The organism is Rothia sp. SCPM-O-B-18226 (M350) (assembly GCF_058213595.1).
Window position 1 is genome coordinate 310,817 of record NZ_JBYQJS010000002.1, and the last position, 24,589, is coordinate 335,405.

Below are 24,589 nucleotides of genomic sequence, written 5' to 3' on the forward strand. Positions count from 1 at the left end.
ACGTGGTGCTCGCGGCGGCCCTTCCGGTGGGGAAGTTCAGGGGGGGTGATGCGCAATGGGCCTCCGCCCCGGCGGGGGAACGCCGGGACGGAGGGACCATCAGCATTGCTACTTCTTCGCCAGCTTCTCGGCGGCCTCAACTTCGGCCAGGTTCTGCTCCTGCAAGACCTCGTTCGTGGTCTTATGCAGTCGCTTAACCGAGGCACCGGTACCGCTCCAGGCGGGGCGATCCGGGTCGAGGACCGAGGTGCGAACCGGCAGGGATGCATCCGCAATCATCTGCTTGCGGGCCTGCTCGGTACGGCGCTTACGCTCGTTCGAGACGCCACCCCACTTCGCGGCGAAGCGATCCATCTTCACGTTCATCGACTCTTCGGCGGTGGATGCGTGAATATGCTTCGGGTCACCCTCGAAGTTGGCGGGGGAACGCATGAGCTTAATCGCCAGCGGGTAGGTCAGCGATAGGACGACCACCACTGCGGCTGCCTCCACCAGAAGCTCCAGGGGAGAGTGCCACACGATGGCCGCACCAATCATGACCACAACGCCCAGCAGGGAGACCGCCACGGCCAGTCCGCGGTGGAATCGTCCCGACTCGGAGTAGGGCCACTCGTCCACCTCGCGGGTGAGTTCGCGGCCGTTTGCCGAGACGGTGCAGCTGTCCTTAATCGGGCAGGTGTTGCACACGCTGGGCTTAGCGCGGTAGCGCATGACGCGGTTGTCCGAGTCGAAGGCCGTGGCCCACAGCCACTGGTCTTCGGGGCAGAGCCACGCATCGCTCTCTTCGTGGTAGGTGAACCCGAAGGTTCGCGCCGCCACGACACGCTGGCTGGTGCGCTTAGCGAGAATATCGAAGCACCACCCCACGGCGACCAGGCCGAGCGCGTACACGCAGGCCAGCCACACGAAGAAAGATACTCCAGCAATCTGCTCAGGCATGGTTAGCCTCGACGATCGCTACGGTAGGGGCTGGTCTGCTCGGGCAGCTCCTCAGCAGCCTTGGCACCGGCGAACTCGGCGATACGAGCGTCGTCAACCACCTCGTACAGCGGGGGCTCGGGCAGCTCGAGGACGGTCTCCTTGGAGTTCTTGGAGAAGATCTCCTTGATACCCAGCCAAGCCAGCTTGATCAGCGGGAAGATGCCGACCAGGAAGATGACGTCACCGGGCATACGCATCCAACCCATCACGGCGGAAGCGCCGTCGTGGATGAACGCGAAGGAACGAGCCTCGTAGTAGCCTTCACCAACGGACTTGTACAGCTGAGCGATACCCAGCGGCAGCAGCGAGATGAAGGACATCCACAGCAGACCGATGTTCAGGGTCCAGAAGGAGAACTTCAGGCCCTTTTCAGGCCACTTGTTCTCGGGAACCAGGTAGCGCAGACCGAAGACCGCGAACGCGATTGCGAGCATACCGTACACACCCATCATGGAGGCGTGTGCGTGGTTTGCGGTCAGTGCGGTACCGATTTCGAAGTAGGACACGATCGGCAGGTTGATGAGGAAGCCGAACACGCCTGCACCGAGGAAGTTCCAGAAGCCCACGGCGATCAGGAACATCACGGCCCAGCGGTGCGGGAAGGGCTTGGTGCGGTTGGAGTACTGGCGAGCACCCAGCTGCATGAAGCCCCATGCCTCAACGGTCAGGAAGGTCAGCGGGATAACCTCAGCTGCGGAGAAGAACGCACCGAATGCCATCTGCTCGGAGGGGGTACCGACGAAGTAGGTGTGGTGCAGGGTACCGACCACGCCACCGACGGAGTAGAGCACGGCGTCCATCATGATGATGGAGATAGCGATGCGCTCGCGGACAACGCCGAGCAGCACGAAGATGTACGCCACCATCACGGTGGTGAACAGCTCGAGGAAGTCCTCCACCCAGAGGTGAACCACCCAGAAGCGCCAGAACTCGGCGACCGACACGTGAGTGCGCTGGCCGGCGAGAAGGCCGACCGCGTAGAACATGGGGATGGCCAGGCCCGAGAACAGGAACAGCCAGGGGAGGGAGGTCTTCTTAGAGCCCTTCAGGCGGGCGGTGAGGGTTCGTGCGACGATCACAATCCAGATGAACATGCCCACGATGAGCAGAATCTGGAAGAATCGCGGCAGGTCCAGGAACTCCCACTGCTGCGAGAAGATGGAGTTGGTGGGGACCAGACCCTTCTGCGAGAACCATTCGTTCAGCAGCGAGCCGAGCACCACGAAGACCACGGCACCGATGAGGACGTAGGTCAGCAGACCCTGCTTCTTGGGTTCGCGGCGGGTAATCAGCGGGGCGATGAAGATACCGCCCGCCAGGAACGCGCCTGCGGTCCAGAAGAGGGAGAGCTGCAGGTGCCAGGTTCGGGATACCGTGTAGGGCAGCAGCTGGCCCATATCGATTCCGAAGAAGCCGGTGAGTTCTTCACGGTAGTGCTCGGTGAGCGCACCCACCAGAGCCTGCAGGAGGAAGAGCACCAGGATGGTTGCGAAGAGCAGGCAGGCTGCCTTCTGCGAGGGGGTCAGACGAACTTCGTCGGGCTGGCGGAAGTCGAGGACGGGTGCCTCTTCAGCGTGCCAACCGATGGAACGGGACCAGCGGCCGTAGATGGCGAACATCAGACCCGTACCACCGATGAGGGTAATCAGGGACAGGGCCGACCAGACCATGAGGTCTGCGGTGGGCTTGTTGTCAACGTTCGGCTCGGAGGGCCAGTTGTTGGTGTAGGAGTAGGGCTGATCGGGGCGATCTGCTGCCGAGGCCCATGCGGTCCAGCCGAAGAATGCGACGAGGTCGTGCAGTTCTTCGTCGTTCTTAATGGCGTGGGGGAACAGGCCCTGCGAGGTGTCGCCCTTCATCAGGGTGTCGCTGTAGTGCTTGAGCATGAGCTGGAAGCCCTTGGTCTCACCAGCGGACCAGGTCAGGGTCTTGGTCTGCTCATCGTACTTGTTCTCCTTGCGCCACTCGTTCTTGACGAGTTCGCGGGGGTCCTGCTTGCCCTGCTCACGATACTCCTTGATGGCGGCATCGGTGGTCAGGCGCAGGTACTCTGCAGTGTAGTCGGGGCCGAGGTAGGCGCCGTGGCCGAGGACGGTTCCGTACTGCTGCAGGCCGCGTGCCTGGAAGAGTTCCTGACCATGCAGGATCTGTTCCTGGGTTGCGATTACTTTGCCGTCGTTGCCGACAATCTTGTCGGGCATCGGCATGGAGAGTGCGTAAGTGCGCATTGCGAGGACTGCCATGATGGTGAAGCCCAGGAGCATCACAAACGCAACAGCCTGTACCCAGCCCTTACCGGCATAGGCACCGACCGTGTCTGTGCGGCGGGCAATCTTAGCTGCCTCAGCACGCGAGACGGGTTTTGTAGCCATAGTGATATGTCTCCAGTGTGCGTGGATTTGCGGTTCGAATGGGACCGACGCACATCCGCTGGAGGGCGGCTCACTGGGTAGCGAATCGTCCGGAGAGGGAGGTGCGACAGCCCACCCTTACCCTATTTTTGCATATTAAATGCGCATTTATAAAACTTTGGTGACGAGGTGTCTCAATGTGACGCCGAGGTCACTCGGGGAGGATGCTCCCGGGGCGACAGCGCCCGTACATTCCGTTGTTGTTCCTCGTGTCTACCCTACCTCTACCCTACCAAAATTCACTTCGCGGCAAAAACAAAGGAAAGGCTTATATGCCGCAACCTTATATATCAACCGGCGGTAAACGCATTATTCCCGCAAAAGCCCGATGCACCCGCCGCAAAGCGCCGCCGAAGTAACCCTCCTGAACCCCGTTCGACCGGCCCCCGATAAACCCGGGAGGAACGGAGCTACGAGCGGCCCGGGGTATGGAATAATGAAATCGGTAGCGGACGCCAGCGCCCCTTATCTAACACGGTACATACGCGCAGCGGGGGAGTAGCTTCCCTCTGCACCGCGCACCCCACCGCCGGCCCGTCGTCCACCGTCGGTACAGCCTCCAGGAGTTCACATGAAGATTTATCAGGCATCCCAGAAAGCAGTCACCGGAATTCTGCGCACCGTTTTCCGCGCCCGCGTGACCGGTCTCGAGAACTTCCCCGCCACCGGCCCGGTGATTGTCGCCTCCAACCACCTCTCCTTCCTGGACTCCATCATTATTTCCGCCATGATGCCCCGCCGCGTGGCGTTCCTCGCCAAGGCCGAGTACGTGAACACCCCCGGCCCGCGCGGCAAGATGATGAAAGCCTTCTTCGAAGCCGTGGACATCATCCCCGTGAACCGCTCCGACCGCTCCGAATCGCTCAAGGCACTCGACATTGCCCTGGAGAAGCTGAACGAGGGCAAGGTCTTCGGCATTTACCCCGAGGGCACCCGCTCCCGCGACGGCTACCTCTACCGCGGCAAGATTGGCGTGGCCTGGCTGGCACACATGACCGGTGCACCCGTCGTGCCCGTCGGCCTGATTGGCACCGACCGCCTGCAGAAGCCCGGCTCGAACATGATTTACCCGCGCCGCTTCACGATTCGCGTGGGCAAGCCGCTCTACTTTGAGAAGACCGGCGAGAAGATGAGCGGCAAGCAGCGCCGCGCCACCACCGACACGATCATGGATGAGATCGCCCAGCTGTCCGGCCAGGCGCGAAAGAACGAGTACAACGTTTCGCCCTCAGCCGCACGCGACGCCGGCTAAACCTTCTTCCGGCGCGCACCGCGTAGACTTTAACCGCGCATCCACGCATGGGCCCGCACGCGGGGTAGGCGTAGGATGCGCGGTTTGTCGTATGTCCGCCCGCGCCCGAGGAGAAAGCACCCATGGCAGAGCCCTCCAGCTACCGTCCCGCTCCCGGAGAAATTCCCACCGACCCGGGCGTCTACCGGTTCCGTGACGCCGACGGGCGCGTCATCTACGTGGGCAAGGCCAAGAACCTGCGCAACCGCCTTAATAGCTACTTCGCCTCGCCCGAGACGCTGCGACCCAAAACCTACGCGATGGTGCACACCGCCGCCAGCGTCGAGTGGACCGTGGTGGCCAGCGAGATGGAGTCCCTGCACCTGGAGTACACCTGGATCAAGGAGTACGCGCCGCGCTTCAATATCGCCTTCCGTGACGATAAGTCCTACCCGTACCTGGCTGTGACCGTCAACGACGTGTACCCGCGCGCCATGGTCACCCGCGGTGAGCGCCGCAAGGGTGTGCGCTACTTCGGCCCGTACTCGCAGGTGTGGGCCATCCGTGAAACTCTGGATGCCCTGCTGACCGTCTTCCCGGTGCGCACCTGCACGAACGGCGTGTTCCAGCGTGCCAAGAACAGCGGACGCCCCTGCCTGCTCGGCTACATCGACAAATGCTCGGCGCCCTGCGTGGGCAAAATCAGCGCCGAAGACCACCGCGAACTGGCCCGCGGCCTGACCCGCTTCATGGGTGGAGGCGCCGAGAAGTACATCGAGCTGCTGACCAAGGAGATGAAGGAAGCCGCCGCCCAGATGGACTTTGAACGCGCCGCGGTGCTCCGCGACGACATCGCGGCACTCACCAAGGCCTTCGAGCGAAACGCCGTGGTGCTCGGCTCGACCGTGGATGCCGACCTCTTCGCCTACGTCGAGGACGACCTCGAGGCATCCGTTCAGGTGTTCTTCGTGCGCGGCGGCCGAATCCGAGGCCAGCGCGGCTGGATCGTGGAAAAGGTGGACGACAGCACCGACGCGCAGCTCATCGAGCAGCTGCTCACCCGCGTGTACAGCGATATCGCGGTCAGCCTGGCCGCCCAGAAGGGTAGCGGCACCGAAAGCCTGAACAGCTACGATATTCCGCGCTCCGTGCTCGTGCCGGTGGAGCCCGAGAACAAGGAACAGCTGGCATCCTGGCTAGCGGAGGTGCGCGGTGGACCCGTGGAAATCGCCGTTCCGCAGCGCGGCGACAAGGCCGAACTCATGAAGACCGTCACCGAAAACGCCCGCCAGGCCCTCACCCTGCACAAGAGCCGGCGCGCCGGCGACCTCACCACCCGCAGCGCCTCCCTCATGGAGCTGCAGACGGCCCTAGAGCTTCCCGACCCGCTGCTGCGCATCGAATGTTACGACATTTCGCACGTGCAGGGTACGAACGTGGTCGCCTCCATGGTGGTCTTCGAAGACGGCATGCCCGCCAAGAAGGCCTACCGCACCTACAGCATCACCGGGGACGCCGCACGCGACGATACCGCCAGCATGTACGATGTCATCACCCGCCGCTTCAAGCGGCACCTGGCCCAGCGGGCCGAGCGCGCCGAGGCGCCCGCGCACTCCGGTGAGATTGACGCCTCCACGCCCGAGCCGCAGACCTTTGCCTACCCGCCGAACCTCGTGCTCGTGGACGGCGGTCCGCCCCAGGTGGCCGCCGCATCCGCCGCCCTGAGCGATTTGGGTATTACCGATGTGTACGTGGCCGGAATCGCCAAGCGCCTGGAGGAGCTGTGGCTGCCGGATGACGACTACCCGGTCGTGCTCCCGCGCACCTCGGAGGCGCTGTACCTGGTGCAGCGCATCCGCGATGAGGCGCACCGCTTCGCCATCACCTTCCACCGCTCCAAGCGAGGCAAGGCCATGGTCGCCTCCGCCCTGGACGAGATACCCGGACTGGGTGAGGTTAAGCGCGCCGCGCTCGTGAAGCATTTTGGGTCGGTGGCGCAGATTAAGCAGGCCACCGAGGAGGAGCTAACACAGGTGCCCGGCATCGGCCCGGCGCTTGCGCAGAAGATTATGGCGGCGCTGGCGTAACGCACCGATTGGGTCCCGCCGGTGGGCCTCTTGCGTGCGGGCTGCGCGTGACCGGCGTGCGAGGACCGGTGCGTGAACCCGCGAATGGGGCCCGTAACCGGCCGTCATAAACGTGTCATAATTGAAGGAAACCGTCATCATTACGAGCGCGCTACCTTTGCGTGCCCTCAACCAGTAGAGTGGAAACCGTGAGTAATAACCATCTACGCCTATTCACCAGCGAATCGGTGACTGAAGGCCATCCCGACAAAATTTGTGACCAGATTTCCGACGCAATCCTGGACGGCATTATCGCCCAGGATCCCGCAGCGAACGTTGCTGTGGAGACCATGGTGACCACCGGCCAGGTGCACGTCGCCGGTGAGGTGACCACCTCCAGCTACGTCGAGATTCCCTCCATCGTGCGTGAGACCATCCTCGATATCGGTTACGATTCCTCGACCCGCGGTTTCGACGGCGAGTTCTGCGGCGTCTCCGTCTCCATCGGCGAGCAGTCCCCGGACATTAACGCCGGCGTGTACGAGTCCCTCGAAGTTCGTCAGGGCATCGCCGCCGACGATTACGACCGCCAGGGCGCGGGCGACCAGGGCATCATGTTCGGTTACGCATCGAACGAGACCAACGTGCTGATGCCCGCCCCCATCTGGCTGGCACACCGCCTCTCCGAGCGCCTGACCAAGGTGCGCAAGGACGGCCTGCTGACCGATCTGCGCCCCGACGGCAAGACCCAGGTGACCCTCGGCTACGACTCGAACAACGTGCCCGTATCCGTTGATACCGTGGTTGTTTCGAGCCAGCACACCGCCAGCTACGATCTGGCCGACCTACGCGCCGACATTGAGAAGCATGTGATTGCCCCCGTGCTCAGCTCCGTGGACCTGGATTCCTCCAACACCAAGTTCATCGTCAACCCCGCCGGTCGCTTCGTGCAGGGCGGCCCCGTCGGTGACGCCGGCCTGACCGGCCGCAAGATCATCGTTGACACCTACGGTGGTTCCGCACGCCACGGTGGCGGTGCGTTCTCCGGTAAGGACCCCTCGAAGGTGGACCGTTCCGCAGCCTACGCTATGCGCTGGGTCGCCAAGAACATCGTGGGCGCCGGCCTCGCCGATCGCGCCGAGGTTCAGGTGGCGTACGCCATCGGCCAGGCAGCACCCGTTGGCCTGTACATCGAGACCTTCGGCACCGAGAAGGTTGACCCGCTGAAGATTGAGCGCGCCGTGCGCGAGGTCTTTGACCTGCGCCCGCTGGCCATCATTAACGATTTGGACCTGCGCCGCCCCATCTACCGCAAGACCGCGGCTCACGGCCACTTCGGCCGCACCGAGCCGGAGTTCACCTGGGAGCGCCTCAACCGCGTGGATGCACTGCGCTCGGCAGTGTCCTCCTCCTAGAACGAATTCAGCGAACGAGAGCACGATAGCGCGCGTGAGTCAGAACCGTTCTGATGAACCGAAGGTACCTGCGGGTACCCAGCAGGAATCCCTGCAACAGCTTGACCTGTTGCAGGGATTTCCTGCTCTTCGTGATGCCCTGATTCCCGCGACGCCCGAGCCGGTCAGCGTGGCCGCCGAGTTGCGGGCCAGCGGCGTGGTGAACCCCGTGGCGCGCGTGCGTGTGGATAGCACCCTGCCGCAGGTGGACCGCACCTTCGACTATCGCGTGCCCGCCGAGCTGAGTGAGGATGCGGTGCCCGGCGCCCGCGTGCGTGTGCTGTTCAACGGCCACGAGATGACCGGCTACATTGAGGAGCGCGCGGCCACGACCGATTGGACGCGGTCCTCGCTTGCCCCGCTCAAGGGGGTGCTCTCGCGTGTGCCGGTGGTGGCGCCCGAGATTTTCAGCGTGGCGGAAGCGCTGGCCGATCGCTACGCCTCCACGGTGGCGAACGTGTTGCGCCTGGCGGTTCCTCCGCGTGTGGCCGCCCTGGATAAGAAGTACGCTCCGTTCCTGCCGGGTTACGAGCCTTCCCAGGTGGGACCTCAAGCTCCGGTTGAGGGCGAATCTGCCGGTAACCCTTCGATTGAAGGTGAGGGTTGCGAATCTCAGGTTCAGGCTGAGGGTGAATTGGCTAAAAACTCTCTGATAGGCGGAAATAGTACTGAGGCCGACCCCTACGCCTGGCTCGCTACCCCCGGCGCACCCGCGCCCTTCACCCTTGAGCCTCCCGCCCCGCTGGAGGACGCACCCGATGCCGCCGCGGTCTTCTCCGATTACGAAAACGGCCCCGAATTTATCGAGGACGTGGCCGCCGGCGTCGCGAGCCGCGCCGTCATGACCGTGCTTCCCGGCCACCTGGAACACACCTGGGCCGATGTGCTCGCCGCGGCCCTAGCCACCGCGGCAACCTCCGGGCGGGGCGCCATCGCCGTGGTTCCCACCGCCAAGAGCCTCGACCTGCTGGAGAGCGCCCTCGCGCGGGTGCTTCCCACCGATTCCTACGCACGCCTGAGCGCCGATTCGGGCCCGCACGCGCGCTACCACGGGTTCCTCAAGGCCCGTCTGGGTCGCGTGCCCGTCGTCATCGGAACCCGCGCGGCCGCCTACGCCCCGGTCGCTAACCTGGGCCTGGTCGTCTGCTGGGACGACGGCGACTCGTCGCTGCTCGAACAGCGCGCCCCCTATTGCCACGCCCGCGACGTGCTACTGTTGCGCGCCTCAGCGGAGAACGCCGCGGCGCTCTTCGCAGGGTTCACGATGAGTAGCGAGGCGGCACGCCTGGTACGCACCCGCTGGGCCACCTACCTGCGGGCTCCTCGCTCGCTCGTGCGTGAGTATTCGCCGCGCATCTTCTCGACCGGTTCGGAGTACGAGCTGGCTCGCGACCCGCTGGCTGCCGTGGCGCGCATCCCGCACCTGGCCTTCGAGCACGCCCGCCGCGCCCTGTCCCGAGGCCCGGTGCTCGTGCAGGTGGCGCGTAGCGGTTACGTGCCCTCGTTCTCGTGCGCGCGGTGCCGCATGCCAGCCCGATGCACCGTGTGCAGCGGCCCGCTTTCGCTTGCTTCCGGTTCATCGGTGCCCTCCTGTGCGTGGTGCGGCCATCTGGCCCAGCAGTGGCGGTGCCCCGAATGTGGGTTTAACCGCTGGCGTTCCTCGACGGTGGGGGCGATGCGTACGGCCGAGGAGCTGGGCCGCGCCTTCCCGAACGTTCCGGTAATTTCCTCCTCGGGCGACCACGTGCGCGCGACGGTCGGCCCGGAACCGGCCCTGGTCGTGGCGACTCCCGGGGCCGAGCCCGTGGCTTTCGGCGGTTACGCGGCGGCCCTGCTTCTGGACGCCGATAAGATGCTCTACTTCGATTCCCTGCGCGCCCCCGAGGCCGCCCTGCGTCGTTGGCTTAACGCGGCGGCCCTGGTGCGTCCGGCGGCGCTGGAGGGAACCGTGGTGACGACCGCTTCGCCCTCGCCCGTGGAGCAGGCCCTCATCCGCTGGGATCCGGCCTGGTTCGCTCGCGAGGAGCTGGAGGAGCGTGCCCAGACGGGCCTGCCTCCGGCGGTGCGCACGGCCGCGGTAACCGGCGCGGAGGCTGACGTGCGCTCCTTTATGGAAATCTTCCTGGGTTCTTCGGCCCTACCCGAGTCTGTGCGCGAGCAATTGCGGGTGGTCGGTCCGGTTCCGCTGGACCACGGCTATCTCGCCTGGTCCGAGACCCTGGAGAATGATCCGGAGGAATCCCCGGTGCGCGGGGATTGGCGCGCCCTGATCTTCTTCTCCTACGGTATTGCCCAGCAGGTGACGCACGAGTTACGCGCCACGCGCGCCACGATGGCCGCCCTCAAGAAAACCGTGGGGGAGCGGCCCGTTCAGGTGCGTTGTGACGGCTTGGACGTGCTTTAAAACCCACAGTCTTGCGGATTTATCTGCAGAAAACGCAGAGGTACAGTGCAGAAAGGGGGCGTCGTGGATCGCCAGCTGGTGAAGGGCAGTTCCCTGCCCTCGGACGAGCAGCGGACCCTGCTGGGGTATGCCTCCCGGCACCCCAAAAGTGCCCTGCACAGTACGGGTCGCCGGCACGACGCCGCGGTTCTGCTGATTCACGGCATCGGGTACCAGAACTTCGGTGAAACCCTGGATTACTTCGGCAAGCCGGTGGCGCACAGTCTGCAGACGTTGGCCACAATGGCGAGCGCAGCCGCACCCGATACCGGTTCCGATGCCGCGGACAGCCCCGAGGAGGCGACCCGGGGGAGCGTCACGCTCATCCCCGACGGCGATACTCAGCCGCCATCGGGGGAGGTGACCTCGCATAGCGAGCACCGCGAGCTGAGCTACGCGCTCACGCTGGAGTACGTGCAGGCCCCCGAGGCTCCAGAAACCCCCGAAACTCTCGAAGTTTCCGAATCTACCGAAGTACCCGAGTCCCCGGAGGACCGGGAAGCCGTCGACGAGCCGAGCGCCTCGTCGTTGCAGGCGCGTATCTCGGAGGGGCTGCGCGCTCAGGAACGACGCCTGCAGGAGCGCCTCAGCGCCTCGCGTTCGAGCCGTCCGGAGCGTTCGGTGGTGCGTCGCAGCATCCTCCTTCAGGAGGGGTTCTGGCGCCCGAAGCACTATCGTCCCCTAAGAGATCACCTGCCCTGGCTGGTCTCGGTGCTGCCGCTTTTCCTCATGTTCTGTCTCTACTACGAGCGTCCGGGCCGAACCTGGACCGATCGCGCCGGGCAGCTGCTCCGGTCGATAGCGCGTTTTGTGAACGTGGCCGGTTGGCTTGTGCTGGCGGTGGTGACAATCGTGACGATGCGCGACGCTTTTGTTGCTTCCCTGAGCACGAGCCGCGGTCTGCTGACGGCGCTGGTGGCCGTGCTCAGCCTGGGTATTTTGGGTTGGGCTTTGGCTCGCCGTGCCCGCGAGCTGTGGGCGCTGGTGAAGGCGATTCCCACGCAGCTGATTCAGACGGCGACCAGCCCTGAGTCTCGGGATTTGGAGCGCATCTACGCGCGTTTGGACCGTCAGCTGGATCTGCTGGCGGCCCGTAGTGATGCCCCGGGTATTATTGCCCATTCGCAGGGCGGGTACCTGGGGTATGAGCTGTTGCGTCGCCGTGCGAAGGCCGGAAAGAAACCCCTGCGTTTCTTCTACGGGCTGGGTAACGGTGTGGTGCCGATCAGTATCATCGCCAGTGACCGCAACGACGTTCCCGCTCCGCTCGATAGCTCCGGCGGGTTCCGCAACCGCCTGACCCTGCTGGCCCTCGGAGCGGTAGCCGGGTTCGCCTGGGTTCAGGAGGCCCTGCTTCTGGTTGGCCCCTACGCCTCACTGCTGCGCCACATGATGCTGATTCCGTTGACGCTGGGCGCGGCCACGGTTGTCTTCGCCGTGCTCTCGGCGCTGAAGGGCCGGGGTCGCATTGCGCAGGAGACGGGGGCGATCCCTGCCTTCTGGAATGTCTACGGCACACGTTCCCTGATTAGGTGGCTTATTCCGACGCTCTTTGTGCACGGGGTATTCATGATGTTTACCTCCCTCATGCTGGTGCTTGCCTACCTGAGCGGTGAAGCGAGGGTTCCTGCGCCCACCGCATTGGGCGTGGCGTTCTGGTGCGTCGTGATGCTGGCGATAGTCGTATCGGTGCGTAGCTGCTGTCACCTGTTCGTGCGCGCCTATGCGCCCTCGCTGCACGAGATGAACGTGGTGGATCACTGTGAGATTGCGGCGCGCGGCGATAGCATCGGGCGTTCGAACATCACACAGCCGACCGATGTGAAGGTTACCTTCGCGACCCTGCCGGGGCCTTCGGTGAGTAGCCACATGCAGTATTTTGACGCCAGCTCACCGGTTCCGCTCATGCTGTCGCGCCGTTTGCTGCCGCACGTTCTACCGGCCGACACGCACCTGCTGGAGGGTGTGAACGATATCGGCGCCGAGCTCAACCGTGCCTTTGCCCGGGCTAAAAGGGTTGCGCGTGCGGTGCACTACGGCCTGTATGCGGGGTTGACCGCGCTGTTTGTGCTGCTGCTGAATGCGGCGTCGCTTCTGCACGTTTCGGCGCAGGCCGGTCTGGATGTGCCGGTCCTGGACTCCGCGGGGTTTGAGTGGGCGGTGGCCGCGGCCCGGTACCTGCGTGAGCAGGTGGATTCGCCCGGCGGCGGCCTCGCTTTGCTGGCGATTCTGTTCGCGGTGGAGGTGCTGCTCGTGGTGGTGCTGTCTCCTGCGACTCAGCGTCGGTTCCAACGGTTCATGGTGACGAAGATTGATCGCACTCTGGCGCGAGAGAGCGTCGCCGGGGGAGTCGTCGATGAGGCGAGCGCGCCTCGGCCCGATGCGGGTTAGGGTAGCGCCGCGTTGGGGCTACCCCCACAATCCGTGCACCAATGTGCATCTAATGGCTCATAGCTGAATCTTTGAGGTCCCAACTGGTTTAGCCGTCGTATTCACGGTAATATATTCGGCACCGCGGGCACTTTTTCGGCGCTTGTCGAGAGGGTATCGGCGGTATCTATCACTCAACTTCGCGTACGCCTCACAACCGTGCGCACCAACGAAAGATGAATACTGGTGACTCAGACTATGATCACCCCCGCATACGAACCTGCATGCGGCGGGTCTGCTTCTGTACACAATAACGGCGTCATGCACCCTGACCCCGTTTTGCTTGCCGATATGACCGTTGCGGAACGAGGAGCTGTTTACCGCTACCTGGCGCGTTTCGCGGAGCTGGACGACGCAAAGATTTTCTACGCGTACGGCCACGCCTATGAGCTGGCCCGTAGGGACGCCGAGCGCGGCCTCTGCGTAAGCGTGGCGTAGCCTGCATAATTAGAGCTTTAGGAAATGCTGTTGCACTCTTGACGAGTGCGGCGGCATTTCTTTTTAAGCTTCTAACGGTGGACTCAAACGGTGGGGAAAAACCGGCGGTTACCTGCCTCTCTGATGCCCCCTGATTTCCGCCTGACAACCGCGGACGTGTCCATTATGAGGTTGTTCCCTAGCGGTTCTTGAACATTGATTGGCTCTTGGGTACTTTAGAGGTATCACAACCACCACCGCGAAGAGGCATCCGGTTATCGCTGCGAACCTATTCGCCGTGTTACTCCGCGTGGCGTTTGCACTGTAGCGACGCCCTGACGAAAGGCTTTCGACGATGAGCCCGGCATACGATTACGAACCCGGATTCGGCGATTCCGCTCCCGAGCGTAGCAACGGTATCACCCACCCCAACCCCGAACTGCTTTCGGCCATGACGATGGCCCAGCGCGGTGCGGTCTGCCGCTACCTGGCGCGTTTCGCTGAGCTGGATGACGCGAAGATTATTTACGCCTACACCCACGTCAACGATTTGGTGGCAAAAGAAGAGGCCCGCACCGGTAGCTTCACCGCGGTCTAGCGGGTTTCCGTGATTTGATTTCGGGGCGGTTCGCTACACACTTCCTCCGCGCCTACGCAGGGAACCCGCCCTCGCTTCGCTTCGGGCACCCTGAGGGCGCTTCCGGAAGGTGCAGCCTCGCCGCCCTTGTATAGGGAAACGCACCTACCGGCAACCACAAACTAAATACGAGAATGCCGCCGCACCCTCCCGAGTTTCGGGGGAGTGCGGCGGCATTTCTTTGCCCAACGCAGGCTCTAGATTCCGCGCACGACATCCAGCAGTTTGAGCGCCGAGTCGCGCCAGGAGTAGCGGCGCACATCCGACAGGCCGTCAATGATGACGCGCTCGCGAACGGCGGTGTCCTCCAGGGAACGGATTGCCTTGACCCAGTCGGCGGCGTGCGCCTCCGGGGCACCGTCAACCGGCGCGAACACGGCGTGCGGGGCAATCTCACGGAAAATCGGGATGTCACTAATCACCGCGGGGCAGCCGGCAGCCTGAGCCTCGACCACGGGCAGGCCGTAACCCTCCTCGCGGGAGGCGGTCACCAGGGCGTGCGCCCGGCGGAGCAGCTGCTGGTACTCCTCATCGCTCACGCCGTTGTGCACCTCCACGTTCTCACCGATAAGGCGCTCGTCGGTGAGCTGCACCAGGCGCTGCGGCGGCATCTTCGACAGCAGATGCAGGCGGTAATCCGGCAGGGAACGCATCGCCAGCAGCAGGGTTTCAACGTTCTTGTACGGCATGAACGAACCCATGTACACCAGGTGCTTGACGGGCTGCTCTTCGCGGGTGGTGGCGCGTTCCAGCGCGGTCTGGCGGGAGACCACACTGCCGGGCTGCGGGGCGTTGGGCACCACGAACAGCGGCTTGGTGGTCAGCTCGTGCTCACGAATCAGCGAGGCGGTCGACTCAGAAACCGTCACGACCGCGTCGCCGTGGTTGAGCAGGAAGCGCTGCGGGGTGTAGGTCTTGTGGAAGAGTCGCCAGCCCACGCGCACCGGTGCGGGCAGGAACCCGGGCGGGGTCGGGTGCGAGTAATAGATCAGGTCGTGCAAGGTGAGAATCAGCTTGAATTTGCGTCCGGTGGAGCCGATAGTCTGCATGGGGGAGAACACCACGTCCGGCGCGTACTTGTTCAGCTGTAGCGAGGCGGTCGGTTCGAGCGGGCCGGTGGGCGAGCAGATCTTCACGTGCGGCAAATCCGGCAGCATGTCTAGCTGACGCTCGTCGCTAATGATCATGGTCAGGTCGAGGTCGGCGGCGGCTTCGTCACCGGTGTCGATGAGGGTTTTGAGCGCGCCCAGCAGGGAGGCGGTGTAGCGGCTGATGCCGTCGTGGAAGCCGATACGGGTGTATCGGGCGTCAACCATGAGTTTCATGTTGGTTCCTTACTTCTCTTTCCCTGGGTGGCCGGCGGCGAAATCGGCGATGAGTTCCGCGGCGCGGCGAGGGGTTTCGTAGTGGATGAGGTGCCCGACTTCGGGGATCATGTCCAGGCGCTCGCGGGCGCCGGTCGAAGTAGCGGGCAGGCTGCGGGAGGTCAGCGTCGCGTACATGGCGCGAGCTGTTTCGGGGGTGCCCAGGTCGTCGTCTTCGGCAACGAGCATTTGCACCGGTACTCGGATGGCGGCGGCGTATTCGGCGGCGGTGTGCGTAATGGACGCTTCGTAGGCGCTGAGCACTCCGCGGCGGGAGCCGAAGGAGCCGAAGTAGGCGGCGTGCTGGCCGTTGATGAAGCGGCGCATTGCCTTGTCTTTGGTGCGCATCATGACTTCGCTGGAGGCGCGGGTAATCAGCTGCGAACGCAGCAGCGGGTAGCCGATTTTTTCGGGGAGTGCCGCGCCGGCGCGGTAGTAGAGGGAGGCGAGGCGGGAGGCGACGCGCTGGCTACCTTCGAGGGCAGGCTCGCTAATCGGGTTGATGAGCGAGAGGAACGCGAGCGAGTTCGGGTGTGCGGCGGCGAAGGCGCTGGTGACGATGGAGCCGAAGGAGTGGCCGACCAGGTGCAGCGGTAGGGGCTGTGCATCCTCGCGGGCGGGGTTAGTGTGCTTCACAAAGTCGTTCAGCCACGCCACGTACGCGTCGATGCTGTCCTCGTCCAGGGCGCTTTCGGGCAGGTCTGCGGAGCGACCAAAGCCGGGCAGGTCGGGGCTGATGATGCTGACGTTCGGAATGAGCTTCAGCAGGTAGTTCGCGATGATTTCCAGGCCGTGGTGGTCGCCGCGGAAGCCGTGCACGAGCAGCACGGGGTAGGAGCCTTCGGGGAAGGTGCCGTCGTTCATGCCTTTGCCGTACTGCCAGTAGCGGGTCATGACCGCCTGCGCGCCCTCACCAATGAGGGCGTCGTGGCGGGTGCCGGGAATGAGCGGGCCGGGCACGCCCTCAAGAACTGAGGTGTTGGGGGAGTCCGGGGTAACGGTGGAGGTCATGGGTACCTTTCGCGGGTTGGGTACTGGGACGGCAAAGTCCCGTTCTTAATTCTAGGGGAGAAGCCTGAAAGGGCTCTGAAACCCGCCTGGCGCATCGGTAATCGCGCGGGTGGTCGGGTGGGTGGTGCCGTCCATTTGGTAGTCGAGACAGTCTCAACTCTGGCGCGGTGCAGGTTTCGCGTTACACTTGGAGGGTTAAGTTTTTATCAACCTGTCTTTATTTAAGGAATCGCTGTGTCTGCTCAGGTAGAGACCGAACGCAACGAAAATGCGTACGACTTCCGCGCTATGGAAGCCAAGTGGCGCCCCTACTGGGACGAAACGAAGGTTTTCCAGCCCACCGGTCACGCACCCAAGGGCCGCAAGTATGTTCTGGATATGTTCCCCTACCCCTCCGGTGACCTGCACATGGGTCACGCGGAGGCATTCGCCATTGGTGACATGAACGCCCGCTACTACAAGCAGTGCGGCTACGACGTTCTGCACCCGATTGGCTGGGACTCCTTCGGCCTGCCGGCAGAGAACGCAGCCATTAAGAACGACACTCACCCCAAGGAGTGGACGTACAAGAACATCGACACCCAGGCCGAGTCGTTCAAGCGTTACGCCATTGCCGCTGACTGGAGCCGCCGCCTGCACACTTCGGACCCCGAGTACTATAAGTGGACCCAGTGGTTCTTCGAGCAGTTCTATAAGAAGGGTCTGGCGTACCGCAAGGACTCCATGGTCAACTGGTGCCCCAAGGACCAGACCGTGCTCGCTAACGAGCAGGTCGTCAACGGTGCCTGCGAGCGCTGCGGCACCACCGTGACCAAGAAGGCCCTGAACCAGTGGTACTTCAAGATCACCGACTACGCCCAGCAGCTGCTGGACGACATGGAGCAGCTGGAGGGCAAGTGGCCCGACCGCGTGCTGCTCATGCAGCGCAACTGGATTGGCCGCTCCGAGGGTGCCGAGGTGCGCTTCGAGATTGAGGCCACCGAGGACCAGGCCGCCGAATCCTTCACCGTGTTCACCACCCGCCCGGACACCCTGTACGGCGCAACCTTCATCGTTGTTGCTGCGGATGCGGCGTTCGCCGAGCAGATCGTGGCACCCGAGCAGAAGGCCGCCCTGGAGCAGTACCGCGAGGACATCAAGGCGCTGAGCGATATCGATCGTCAGTCCTCCGAGCGCGAGAAGACCGGCGTGTTCACCGGCCGCTACGCGATTAACCCGTTGACCGGCGCGAAGCTGCCCGTGTGGGCCTCCGACTACGTGCTGGCCGACTACGGTACCGGTGCGATTATGGCCGTGCCCGCGCACGACCAGCGCGACCTGGACTTCGCCCTGAAGTTTGACCTGCCCGTCGTGAAGGTTCTGGATGTTGAGGGCGCTGAGGATCCGGCCACCAGCGGTGTTGCTACCGCCGGTGACGGCGTGCTCGTGAACTCCGGCGAGCTGACCGGCCTGCCCAAGGCCGAGGCGATTGCCAAGGCCATCGAGCTGGTGGAGGTCGCCGGCACCGGTGAGGGCAAGGTTATCTACCGCCTGCGCGACTGGCTGCTCTCCCGCCAGCGCTTCTGGGGTACCCCCATCCCCGTGATTCACTGCGAGGACTGCGGCGAGGTGCTCGTTCCCGAGGATCAGCTGCCGGTTCTGCTGCCCGATAACCTGCGTGGTGAGCAGCTGGCCCCCAAGGGCCAGTCGCCCCTGGCCGCCGCCGATGACTGGGCTATCGTGCCCTGCCCGAAGTGCGGCAAGCAGGCTCGCCGTGACTCGGACACCATGGACACCTTCGTGGACTCCTCCTGGTACTTCCTGCGTTACGTTTCCCCGCATGACGACCAGGCTCCCTTCGACCCGCAGGCCATGCGCGAGTGGGGTGCCGTCGACATGTACGTGGGCGGCGTGGAGCACGCAATTCTGCACCTGCTGTACGCGCGCTTCTTCACCAAGGTTGTTCGCGACCTGGGCCTGATTCAGCACGATGAGCCCTTCAAGGCGCTCATGAACCAGGGCCAGGTGCTCAACGGCGGCAAGGCAATGTCCAAGTCGCTGGGTAACGGCGTGAACCTGGGCGAGCAGCTCGATAAGTTCGGTGTGGATGCAATCCGCACCACCATGATTTTCGCGTCCCCGCCCGAGGATGACGTGGACTGGGCCGACGTTTCCCCCGCCGGCTCGCAGAAGTTCCTGGCTCGCGCCTGGCGCGTGGCTCAGGACGTCACCAGCGAACCCGGCGTGGACGCAACTACCGGTGACCTGGAGCTGCAGAAGCTGATTGCACGCACCGTGCACGAGGTGCAGGGCCTGATTGAGGGCGGCAAGTTCAACGTGGTTGTTGCGAAGACCATGGAGCTCGTCAACGCTACCCGCAAGGCTATTGATTCCGGCGCCGGTGCGGCTGACCCGGCTGTCCGCAAGGCCGCCGAGACCATCGCCATCCTGCTCTCGCTGTACGCACCGTACACCGCCGAGGACATGTGGCACGTGCTCGGTCACGACACCCCGGTGCTGACCGCGGGATTCCCCGAGGTTGACCCGGCCCTGCTGGTGGACGACACCGTTACCGCCATCGTTCAGATTAAGGGCAAGGTCAAGGCTCGCCTGGAAGTCGCCAAGGACATCTCCGAGCGGGAGCTTCAGGAGCTGGCCCTGGCCGATGCCGCCGTTCAGCGTGCGCTGGGTGACGCCGAGATCCGCAAGGTGATTGTGCGCGCACCGAAGCTCGTGAACATCGTAATCTAGGCTCTTAGCCGATCTGCAAGCCCCGCTGTGGCTTCGGTTCGTTCTGCGGAACGTCCCGAAAGGCACGGCGGGGCTTTGCTGTACTGCGGTAGTGATGAGTGCCATAATGTTCAGGAAACGCTAGGAGAGGCTTCGTCGCTGAATCATTCGCTGACGAACCGGAAGAAGGGCCGGAATATGGGGCACGAGAACAACGCAAAGGATCGCATTGCCGTGGTCACCGATAGCGCCGCGGCACTGCATCCGGAGCTGGTGGAGCGGCTGAGCGCTCGCGGGAACTTTGTCGTGGTGCCCATGCCCGTTACGATTCGCACCCCCGGTGCGGAGGACCGTAGCTTGCAGGGCCTCGGCGCCGCCGAGATGGACGAGGCGATTATGCTGGCGCACGTCATGGGGCAGACCGTGAGCACTTCCGGCCCGGCTCCTGGCGCGTTTGCTGACGTGTACGACGAGCTGGCATCGCGCGGCTTTACGCACGTGGTGTCGGTTCACCTCTCCGGCGAGCTCTCGGGCACGGTGGAGTCCGCGCGTACCGGCGCGCGCCTGAGCCGCCTGGGTGCCGAGGGCGTGAGCGTGGTGGATAGCCGCACGGTGGCCGGCGCCTACGGTCATGCGGTGGTGCGCGCCCTTGAGCTGTTGGAGGAGGACCCGAACCCCGAGCGGGTCGTGGAGTGCATGCGGCGGGTGTGTGAGCGCGCGACCTTGTACTTTTACATCCCCACCCTGGATGCGCTGCGCCGCGGGGGTCGCGTTTCCCCGGCGCTGGCGATGGTGGGGCAGATGTTTCAGATTAAGCCCATCGGCACGATTTCCCAGGGGAAGCTCACCTACGTGGAACGGCCCCGTACGGCCGCGCGCGCCCTGGATCGGTTCGTGGAACTGACGGTGCAGGCCTGCCGCGAGCACCGTCATGCCGCCGCTCTCGACGCTTCAACGGATGCGGTCCCGGGCAGCGATACGCCCGGCGAGGTGGTCGCGGTGCATCACGTGGGTAATGCGGCCCAGGCGGTGCAGCTGTATGAGCGGGTGCAACGCCTGCTGGGTGAGGGCTCGCTGAGTCATTCCGCGGGTGCCTCCACCGATTCTGCCTCGGGTGAGGGTTCTGTGGCGCTAAACATACCCGAGTTTTTGGTGAGTTCTTTGCCCCCGGTGCTTTCGGCCCATTCGGGGTTGGGAGCGGTTGCGATGGTCGTGTATTAGCGGTTGAAAGGGTGGTTTGTACCCTCTCATCGTGCCTTGATACGGCGGGATTTTTCTGCGAATGGGCATCGTGTGTATTTATTGTTATTTAGACCATATCGCAACATTTTCTCGGGGTGAACACCACGTAAACCAACAGAAAACAAAGGGTTTTTCGCCTATTTTATGGGGTAACTCACAAAAAATTCTCGAATGAGCACACCAAAACACACACAAACTAGGGTAGGATTATTACCAACAACGGCGGAACGCGCCGGGCACCACAGAGCTCGGAATAATTCGGTAAGCATAATGCCCACAAGGCATCGAATTGGGCGGGTCGCCACCCAACGCACTGACAAGGAGATACTCCAGTGACTGTACGCGTAGCAATCAACGGCTTCGGCCGCATCGGCCGCACCTTCTTCCGCGCAGCTCAGACCGAGGGCGTCGGCTTCGAGATCGTCGCAATCAACGACCTCACCGATGTTGAGACCCTGGCACACCTGCTCAAGTACGACTCCATCATGGGTCGCTTCGGCGCAGAGGTCGAGGTCAAGGAAGGCGCACTGGTTGTTGACGGCAAGGAAATCAAGATCCTCGCCGAGCGCGACCCCCAGAACCTCCCCTGGAAGGACCTGGGCGTTGACGTAGTCCTCGAGTCCACCGGTTTCTTCACCGACGGCACCAAGGCAAAGGCACACCTCGAGGCCGGCGCTAAGAAGGTTATCCTCTCCGCTCCCGGTAAGAACATCGACGGCACCTTCGTCATGGGCGTGAACGACGACCAGTACGATGCAGCTAACCACCACATCGTCTCCAACGCTTCCTGCACCACCAACTGCCTCGCTCCGATGGCTAAGGTCCTGAACGACGCCTTCGGCATCAAGCAGGGTCTGATGACCACCATCCACGCATACACCGCTGACCAGCGTCTGCAGGATGCACCCCACCGCGACCTGCGCCGTGCACGCGCCGCAGCCGTGAACATGGTCCCCACCTCCACCGGTGCAGCAGCAGCTGTTGGCCTGGTTCTGCCTGAGCTGAAGGGTAAGCTGGACGGCTTCGCAGTCCGCGTTCCCACCATCACCGGCTCCATCACCGACCTGACCTTCACCGCTGAGCGCGAGGTCACCGTTGAGGAAGTCAACGCAGCGGTCAAGGCAGCAGCTGAGGGCCCCATGAAGGGCATCATCAAGTACAACGAGGATCCCATCGTGTCCAAGGATATCGAGGGTGAGCCCATCTCCACCGTCTTCGACGCACCGCTGACCAAGGTCATCGGCGACCAGGTGAAGGTTATCGCTTGGTACGACAACGAGTACGGCTACGTTGCACGCCTCGTGAAGTTCACCAACAAGGTTGTGGCTTCCCTCTAAGCCTTCTTGGCTTCGATGCATAGCTAAGCGTCATAGAGCGTGACTAACGCATATAGTGAACCCCGGCACCACCGCTTTACGCGGGGGAGTCGGGGTTTGCTGTACCAAGACTCTTGTGCAGGGGTCTTGAATAAAACCCTTAATGATGTATAAACATACTATTTTCTATCGCTCATTTTGAGTCAGAAATACCGTAAGAGAGCAGGGGGTAGAAAGGGTGAATATCCGCGGTATTCTGCGGAGAAACACCTTATAAAAGCTTATTTTTTAGGCTGTCAAAACCCCTATTCTTCGGTATGATTGAAACGGTATATAAACCCACCTAACCAGGAGGAAATCCCATGGCTAAGGCACTGTCCGAACTGCTCGAAGAAGGCGTCGCAGGCCGCCACGTCCTCGTTCGCTCCGACCTGAACGTACCCCTGAAGGACGGCGTCGTCACCGACGACGGCCGCGTCCGCGCATCCCTGCCCGTGATTGAGAAGCTTGCCAAGGCTGGCGCACGCGTCATCGTCACCGCACACCTGGGTCGCCCCAAGGGCAAGGTCGACCCCCAGTACTCCATCGCACCGGCGGCAGCACGCCTGGCCGAGCTCGCCTCCGTGCCCGTGAAGGTTGCAACCGACCTGGTAGGCGAGGACGCAAAGGCTAAGGCAGCAGCCCTGGCTGACGGCGAGGTCCTGGTTCTCGAGAACGTCCGCTACGACGCTCGCGAGACCTCCAAGGACGACGCAGAGCGCGGCGAGTTCGCTGACGAGCTGGTCGCACTGACCGGCGAGAACGGTGCATACGTGAACGACGCCTTCGGTGCGGTTCACCGCAAGCACGCTTCCGTGTACGACGTTGCTAAGCGTCTGCCCGCATACCTGGGTGACCTGGTGAAGAAGGAAGTCGACGTTCTGGCTAAGACCCTGAACGACCCCGAGCGTCCTTTCGTGGTGGTCATGGGCGGCGCTAAGGTGTCCGATAAGCTCGCCGTGATTGACAACCTGATTGGTAAGGCTGACACCATCCTGATTGGTGGCGGCATGGGTTACACCTTCGCCTACGCAAAGGGCTACGAGGTGGGCAAGTCCCTGCTCGAGAAGGACCAGGTTGAGAACGTTCTGCGCTACCTGAAGGAAGCCCCCGAGAAGGGTACCGAGATTGTTACCGCAGTGGACGTGGTCTGGGCTGACGACTTCTCCGCAGATGCTAACACCGAGATTCGCCCCATTGAGGACCTGACCGGCGGCAAGCTCGGCGCAGAGGCTGAGGGCCTGGACATTGGCCCCAAGACCCGCGAGATTTTCGCTGAGAAGATTAAGGGCGCAAAGACCATCTTCTGGAACGGCCCCGTTGGCGTGTTCGAGATCGCTCCGTTCGCTGAGGGTACCCGCGCGGTGGCACAGGCTATCGTCGACTCTGATGCGTTCTCCATCATCGGTGGTGGCGACTCCGCTTCGGCAGTCCGCAACCTGGGCTTCAAGGACGAGCAGTTCGGCCACATCTCCACCGGTGGTGGCGCTTCCCTCGAGTACATCGAGGGCAAGACCCTGCCCGGCCTGGAGGCACTGGGCGCCTAATCCGGGTGGCCTAGCCTGACTGCGTGATTTGAGCGCAGAGTTTTAGCGTGAGACCTCTGTCGGGGCGGTGTTTCGGTACCGTTCCGGCGGGGGTTTCTGTGTGCCCACTCATGCCCGGTCCATCTTATGTGGCAGGATGCGGGGCTGTTTCCTGGCTATTTGCTGTGGATTCCCTGGGGTTGCGGCTTGTATCGGAGGCGTGTGGAACCGACTCTAATAGACTAGGAATGTAGGGTTCCCCGCCGTTCATAGGACACGTCTGTTGTACTCGGTGGAGGGCTGCAACTTCAGAAAATACATCGCGGTATTTCACGAAAGCCGTGGAGGAACACTAATGACCACGAACAACGACGGCAATTCAGTCAGTCAGACTCCGGAGCAGAACCCTGCGCAAACCCCTGAACAAACCCCTGTGCAGAAACCGGAGCAGGAGAAGAAGCGCTTTTCCCGACGAACCCTGGGATATGCCGGCGTAGGTGTTCTGACGGCTGCGGTTGTTAGCCGGTGCACGGGCCTGATTAAGACTCCGGAGGAGCTTGAAGAGGAACGTAAAAAGAAGCAGGAAGCTGAGGAGAAAGAACGGCAGGCTCAAAAGGATCGGGCTTTGGCTGTTCTGGAACCGGACCAAGCATTCGTGGAAGCAACCAAGGTATCTGATTTTGAAGGTCCTCTTGTGTACACTGCCTACGAACGCAATGGTGAGTTCGTTCCCGCGACTGAGGAACATCCCGCGCAGAATGTACCGTACCCTGTACTGCAACCGGAGATGCATGAATATAGTCTGCAGGGTCTTCATACCTTCATGGGGTATTTTTGCGCGGCCCTCAACTACTTCTATTACACGGGAGATACCGAGCCGCTGTCGAAAGTTGTTGAGCCGGAGGCTGTCCTTCCTGAAACAATTCTTCGCCTGTACCGAGAGAACCGCGGATGGATTATATCGAAAGAGGACGTGTGTAAGGCGTGGCTTTCTTTCCCGATGACTGGTGCGGATCAGCTATGGATAACAGAGCAGAATGGTCGACACATTCTATGGTGCTCGCTTGGGGTATATAAAGAATCCTATAGAGGGTATTTCTATATTCCGAGTACCGGTGAAAAATTATCTCTTTACAAATATCAGAGTCCTCTGGGCCGGGAGCCACGGTACAACAGAATGGAGAATCTGGGAACTGAGCACCTGAATGGCAGGTGGACTTTGTTGAATAATGACGAGGATAGGACACCGATGTACCCCGCAGATGTTCCTCGTACCGGTGAATCCTAAGATTTGGTTCTAAACATCCAAAGA

General features: G+C 62.7%; 16 protein-coding genes. 12 read left to right on the forward strand and 4 right to left on the reverse strand.

Features of this window, described 5'->3' with window-relative positions; genetic code table 11:
• Positions 1 to 108 precede the first annotated feature (108 nt).
• Complete coding sequence (locus AC3E6W_RS05310) at positions 109 to 939, reverse strand: transposase (RefSeq protein ID WP_049334115.1); 831 nt, start codon at positions 937 to 939, stop codon at positions 109 to 111.
• Positions 940 to 941: 2 nt separating this feature from the next.
• A complete protein-coding gene (locus AC3E6W_RS05315; protein WP_313968218.1) occupies positions 942 to 3,353 on the reverse strand; it encodes a nitric-oxide reductase large subunit in 2,412 nt (803 codons plus the stop codon).
• A 610-nt stretch (positions 3,354 to 3,963) separates the two neighbouring features.
• Between AC3E6W_RS05315 and AC3E6W_RS05320 the strand changes: the two genes are divergently transcribed.
• The 7 genes from AC3E6W_RS05320 to AC3E6W_RS05350 all read left to right on the forward strand — a co-directional run bounded on the left by AC3E6W_RS05320 (position 3,964) and on the right by AC3E6W_RS05350 (position 14,031).
• A complete protein-coding gene (locus AC3E6W_RS05320; RefSeq protein ID WP_049342848.1) occupies positions 3,964 to 4,644 on the forward strand; it encodes a lysophospholipid acyltransferase family protein in 681 nt (226 codons plus the stop codon).
• A gap of 122 nt (positions 4,645 to 4,766) precedes the next feature.
• Positions 4,767 to 6,710 carry an excinuclease ABC subunit UvrC gene (gene uvrC, locus AC3E6W_RS05325; RefSeq protein ID WP_490652514.1) on the forward strand — a complete coding sequence of 648 codons (1,944 nt, stop codon included), beginning with the start codon at positions 4,767 to 4,769 and terminating at the stop codon, positions 6,708 to 6,710.
• A 188-nt stretch (positions 6,711 to 6,898) separates the two neighbouring features.
• Positions 6,899 to 8,104, forward strand: a complete 1,206-nt coding sequence (metK, locus tag AC3E6W_RS05330) for a methionine adenosyltransferase (protein ID WP_049334119.1) — start codon at positions 6,899 to 6,901, stop codon at positions 8,102 to 8,104.
• Between the two features lie 34 nt (positions 8,105 to 8,138).
• Entirely contained in the window at positions 8,139 to 10,547 is a 2,409-nt protein-coding gene (locus AC3E6W_RS05335) for a primosomal protein N' family DNA-binding protein (protein WP_490652515.1), read from the forward strand.
• 63 nt (positions 10,548 to 10,610) lie between these two features.
• Positions 10,611 to 12,977 carry an aconitase gene (locus AC3E6W_RS05340; protein ID WP_490652516.1) on the forward strand — a complete coding sequence of 789 codons (2,367 nt, stop codon included), beginning with the start codon at positions 10,611 to 10,613 and terminating at the stop codon, positions 12,975 to 12,977.
• A gap of 225 nt (positions 12,978 to 13,202) precedes the next feature.
• A complete protein-coding gene (locus AC3E6W_RS05345; RefSeq protein WP_490652517.1) occupies positions 13,203 to 13,454 on the forward strand; it encodes a DNA mismatch repair protein in 252 nt (83 codons plus the stop codon).
• Positions 13,455 to 13,788: 334 nt separating this feature from the next.
• Positions 13,789 to 14,031 (forward strand): hypothetical protein, encoded by a 243-nt coding sequence (locus tag AC3E6W_RS05350; RefSeq protein WP_049334121.1) that lies wholly within the window; start codon positions 13,789 to 13,791, stop codon positions 14,029 to 14,031.
• Positions 14,032 to 14,267: 236 nt separating this feature from the next.
• Here the strand turns inward: AC3E6W_RS05350 and AC3E6W_RS05355 are convergent, their stop codons facing one another.
• A complete protein-coding gene (locus AC3E6W_RS05355; RefSeq protein WP_490652518.1) occupies positions 14,268 to 15,395 on the reverse strand; it encodes a glycosyltransferase family 4 protein in 1,128 nt (375 codons plus the stop codon).
• A 9-nt stretch (positions 15,396 to 15,404) separates the two neighbouring features.
• Complete coding sequence (locus tag AC3E6W_RS05360; RefSeq protein WP_490652519.1) at positions 15,405 to 16,445, reverse strand: alpha/beta fold hydrolase; 1,041 nt, start codon at positions 16,443 to 16,445, stop codon at positions 15,405 to 15,407.
• A gap of 234 nt (positions 16,446 to 16,679) precedes the next feature.
• Between AC3E6W_RS05360 and leuS the strand changes: the two genes are divergently transcribed.
• From leuS to AC3E6W_RS05385, 5 genes are all read left to right on the forward strand, one after another.
• Positions 16,680 to 19,175 (forward strand): leucine--tRNA ligase, encoded by a 2,496-nt coding sequence (gene leuS / locus AC3E6W_RS05365; RefSeq protein ID WP_490652520.1) that lies wholly within the window; start codon positions 16,680 to 16,682, stop codon positions 19,173 to 19,175.
• 177 nt (positions 19,176 to 19,352) lie between these two features.
• Complete coding sequence (locus AC3E6W_RS05370) at positions 19,353 to 20,375, forward strand: DegV family protein (RefSeq protein ID WP_490652521.1); 1,023 nt, start codon at positions 19,353 to 19,355, stop codon at positions 20,373 to 20,375.
• A gap of 353 nt (positions 20,376 to 20,728) precedes the next feature.
• Positions 20,729 to 21,733, forward strand: a complete 1,005-nt coding sequence (gene gap, locus AC3E6W_RS05375) for a type I glyceraldehyde-3-phosphate dehydrogenase (protein ID WP_490652522.1) — start codon at positions 20,729 to 20,731, stop codon at positions 21,731 to 21,733.
• 341 nt (positions 21,734 to 22,074) lie between these two features.
• Positions 22,075 to 23,298 (forward strand): phosphoglycerate kinase, encoded by a 1,224-nt coding sequence (locus AC3E6W_RS05380; protein WP_490652523.1) that lies wholly within the window; start codon positions 22,075 to 22,077, stop codon positions 23,296 to 23,298.
• Between the two features lie 334 nt (positions 23,299 to 23,632).
• A complete protein-coding gene (locus AC3E6W_RS05385) occupies positions 23,633 to 24,565 on the forward strand; it encodes a DUF6318 family protein (protein ID WP_490652524.1) in 933 nt (310 codons plus the stop codon).
• Positions 24,566 to 24,589 lie beyond the last annotated feature (24 nt).

What these genes read in the sequence shown, in the direction of transcription:
- AC3E6W_RS05310 (WP_049334115.1), bottom strand. Translation starts at nt 939, where the DNA reads ATGCCTGAGCAGATTGCTGGAGTATCTTTCTTCGTGTGGCTGGCCTGC.
- AC3E6W_RS05315 (WP_313968218.1), bottom strand. Translation starts at nt 3,353, where the DNA reads ATGGCTACAAAACCCGTCTCGCGTGCTGAGGCAGCTAAGATTGCCCGC.
- AC3E6W_RS05320 (WP_049342848.1), top strand. Translation starts at nt 3,964, where the DNA reads ATGAAGATTTATCAGGCATCCCAGAAAGCAGTCACCGGAATTCTGCGC.
- uvrC (WP_490652514.1), top strand. Translation starts at nt 4,767, where the DNA reads ATGGCAGAGCCCTCCAGCTACCGTCCCGCTCCCGGAGAAATTCCCACC.
- AC3E6W_RS05350 (WP_049334121.1), top strand. Translation starts at nt 13,789, where the DNA reads ATGAGCCCGGCATACGATTACGAACCCGGATTCGGCGATTCCGCTCCC.
- AC3E6W_RS05355 (WP_490652518.1), bottom strand. Translation starts at nt 15,395, where the DNA reads ATGAAACTCATGGTTGACGCCCGATACACCCGTATCGGCTTCCACGAC.
- AC3E6W_RS05360 (WP_490652519.1), bottom strand. Translation starts at nt 16,445, where the DNA reads ATGACCTCCACCGTTACCCCGGACTCCCCCAACACCTCAGTTCTTGAG.
- AC3E6W_RS05370 (WP_490652521.1), top strand. Translation starts at nt 19,353, where the DNA reads ATGGGGCACGAGAACAACGCAAAGGATCGCATTGCCGTGGTCACCGAT.
- AC3E6W_RS05380 (WP_490652523.1), top strand. Translation starts at nt 22,075, where the DNA reads ATGGCTAAGGCACTGTCCGAACTGCTCGAAGAAGGCGTCGCAGGCCGC.
- AC3E6W_RS05385 (WP_490652524.1), top strand. Translation starts at nt 23,633, where the DNA reads ATGACCACGAACAACGACGGCAATTCAGTCAGTCAGACTCCGGAGCAG.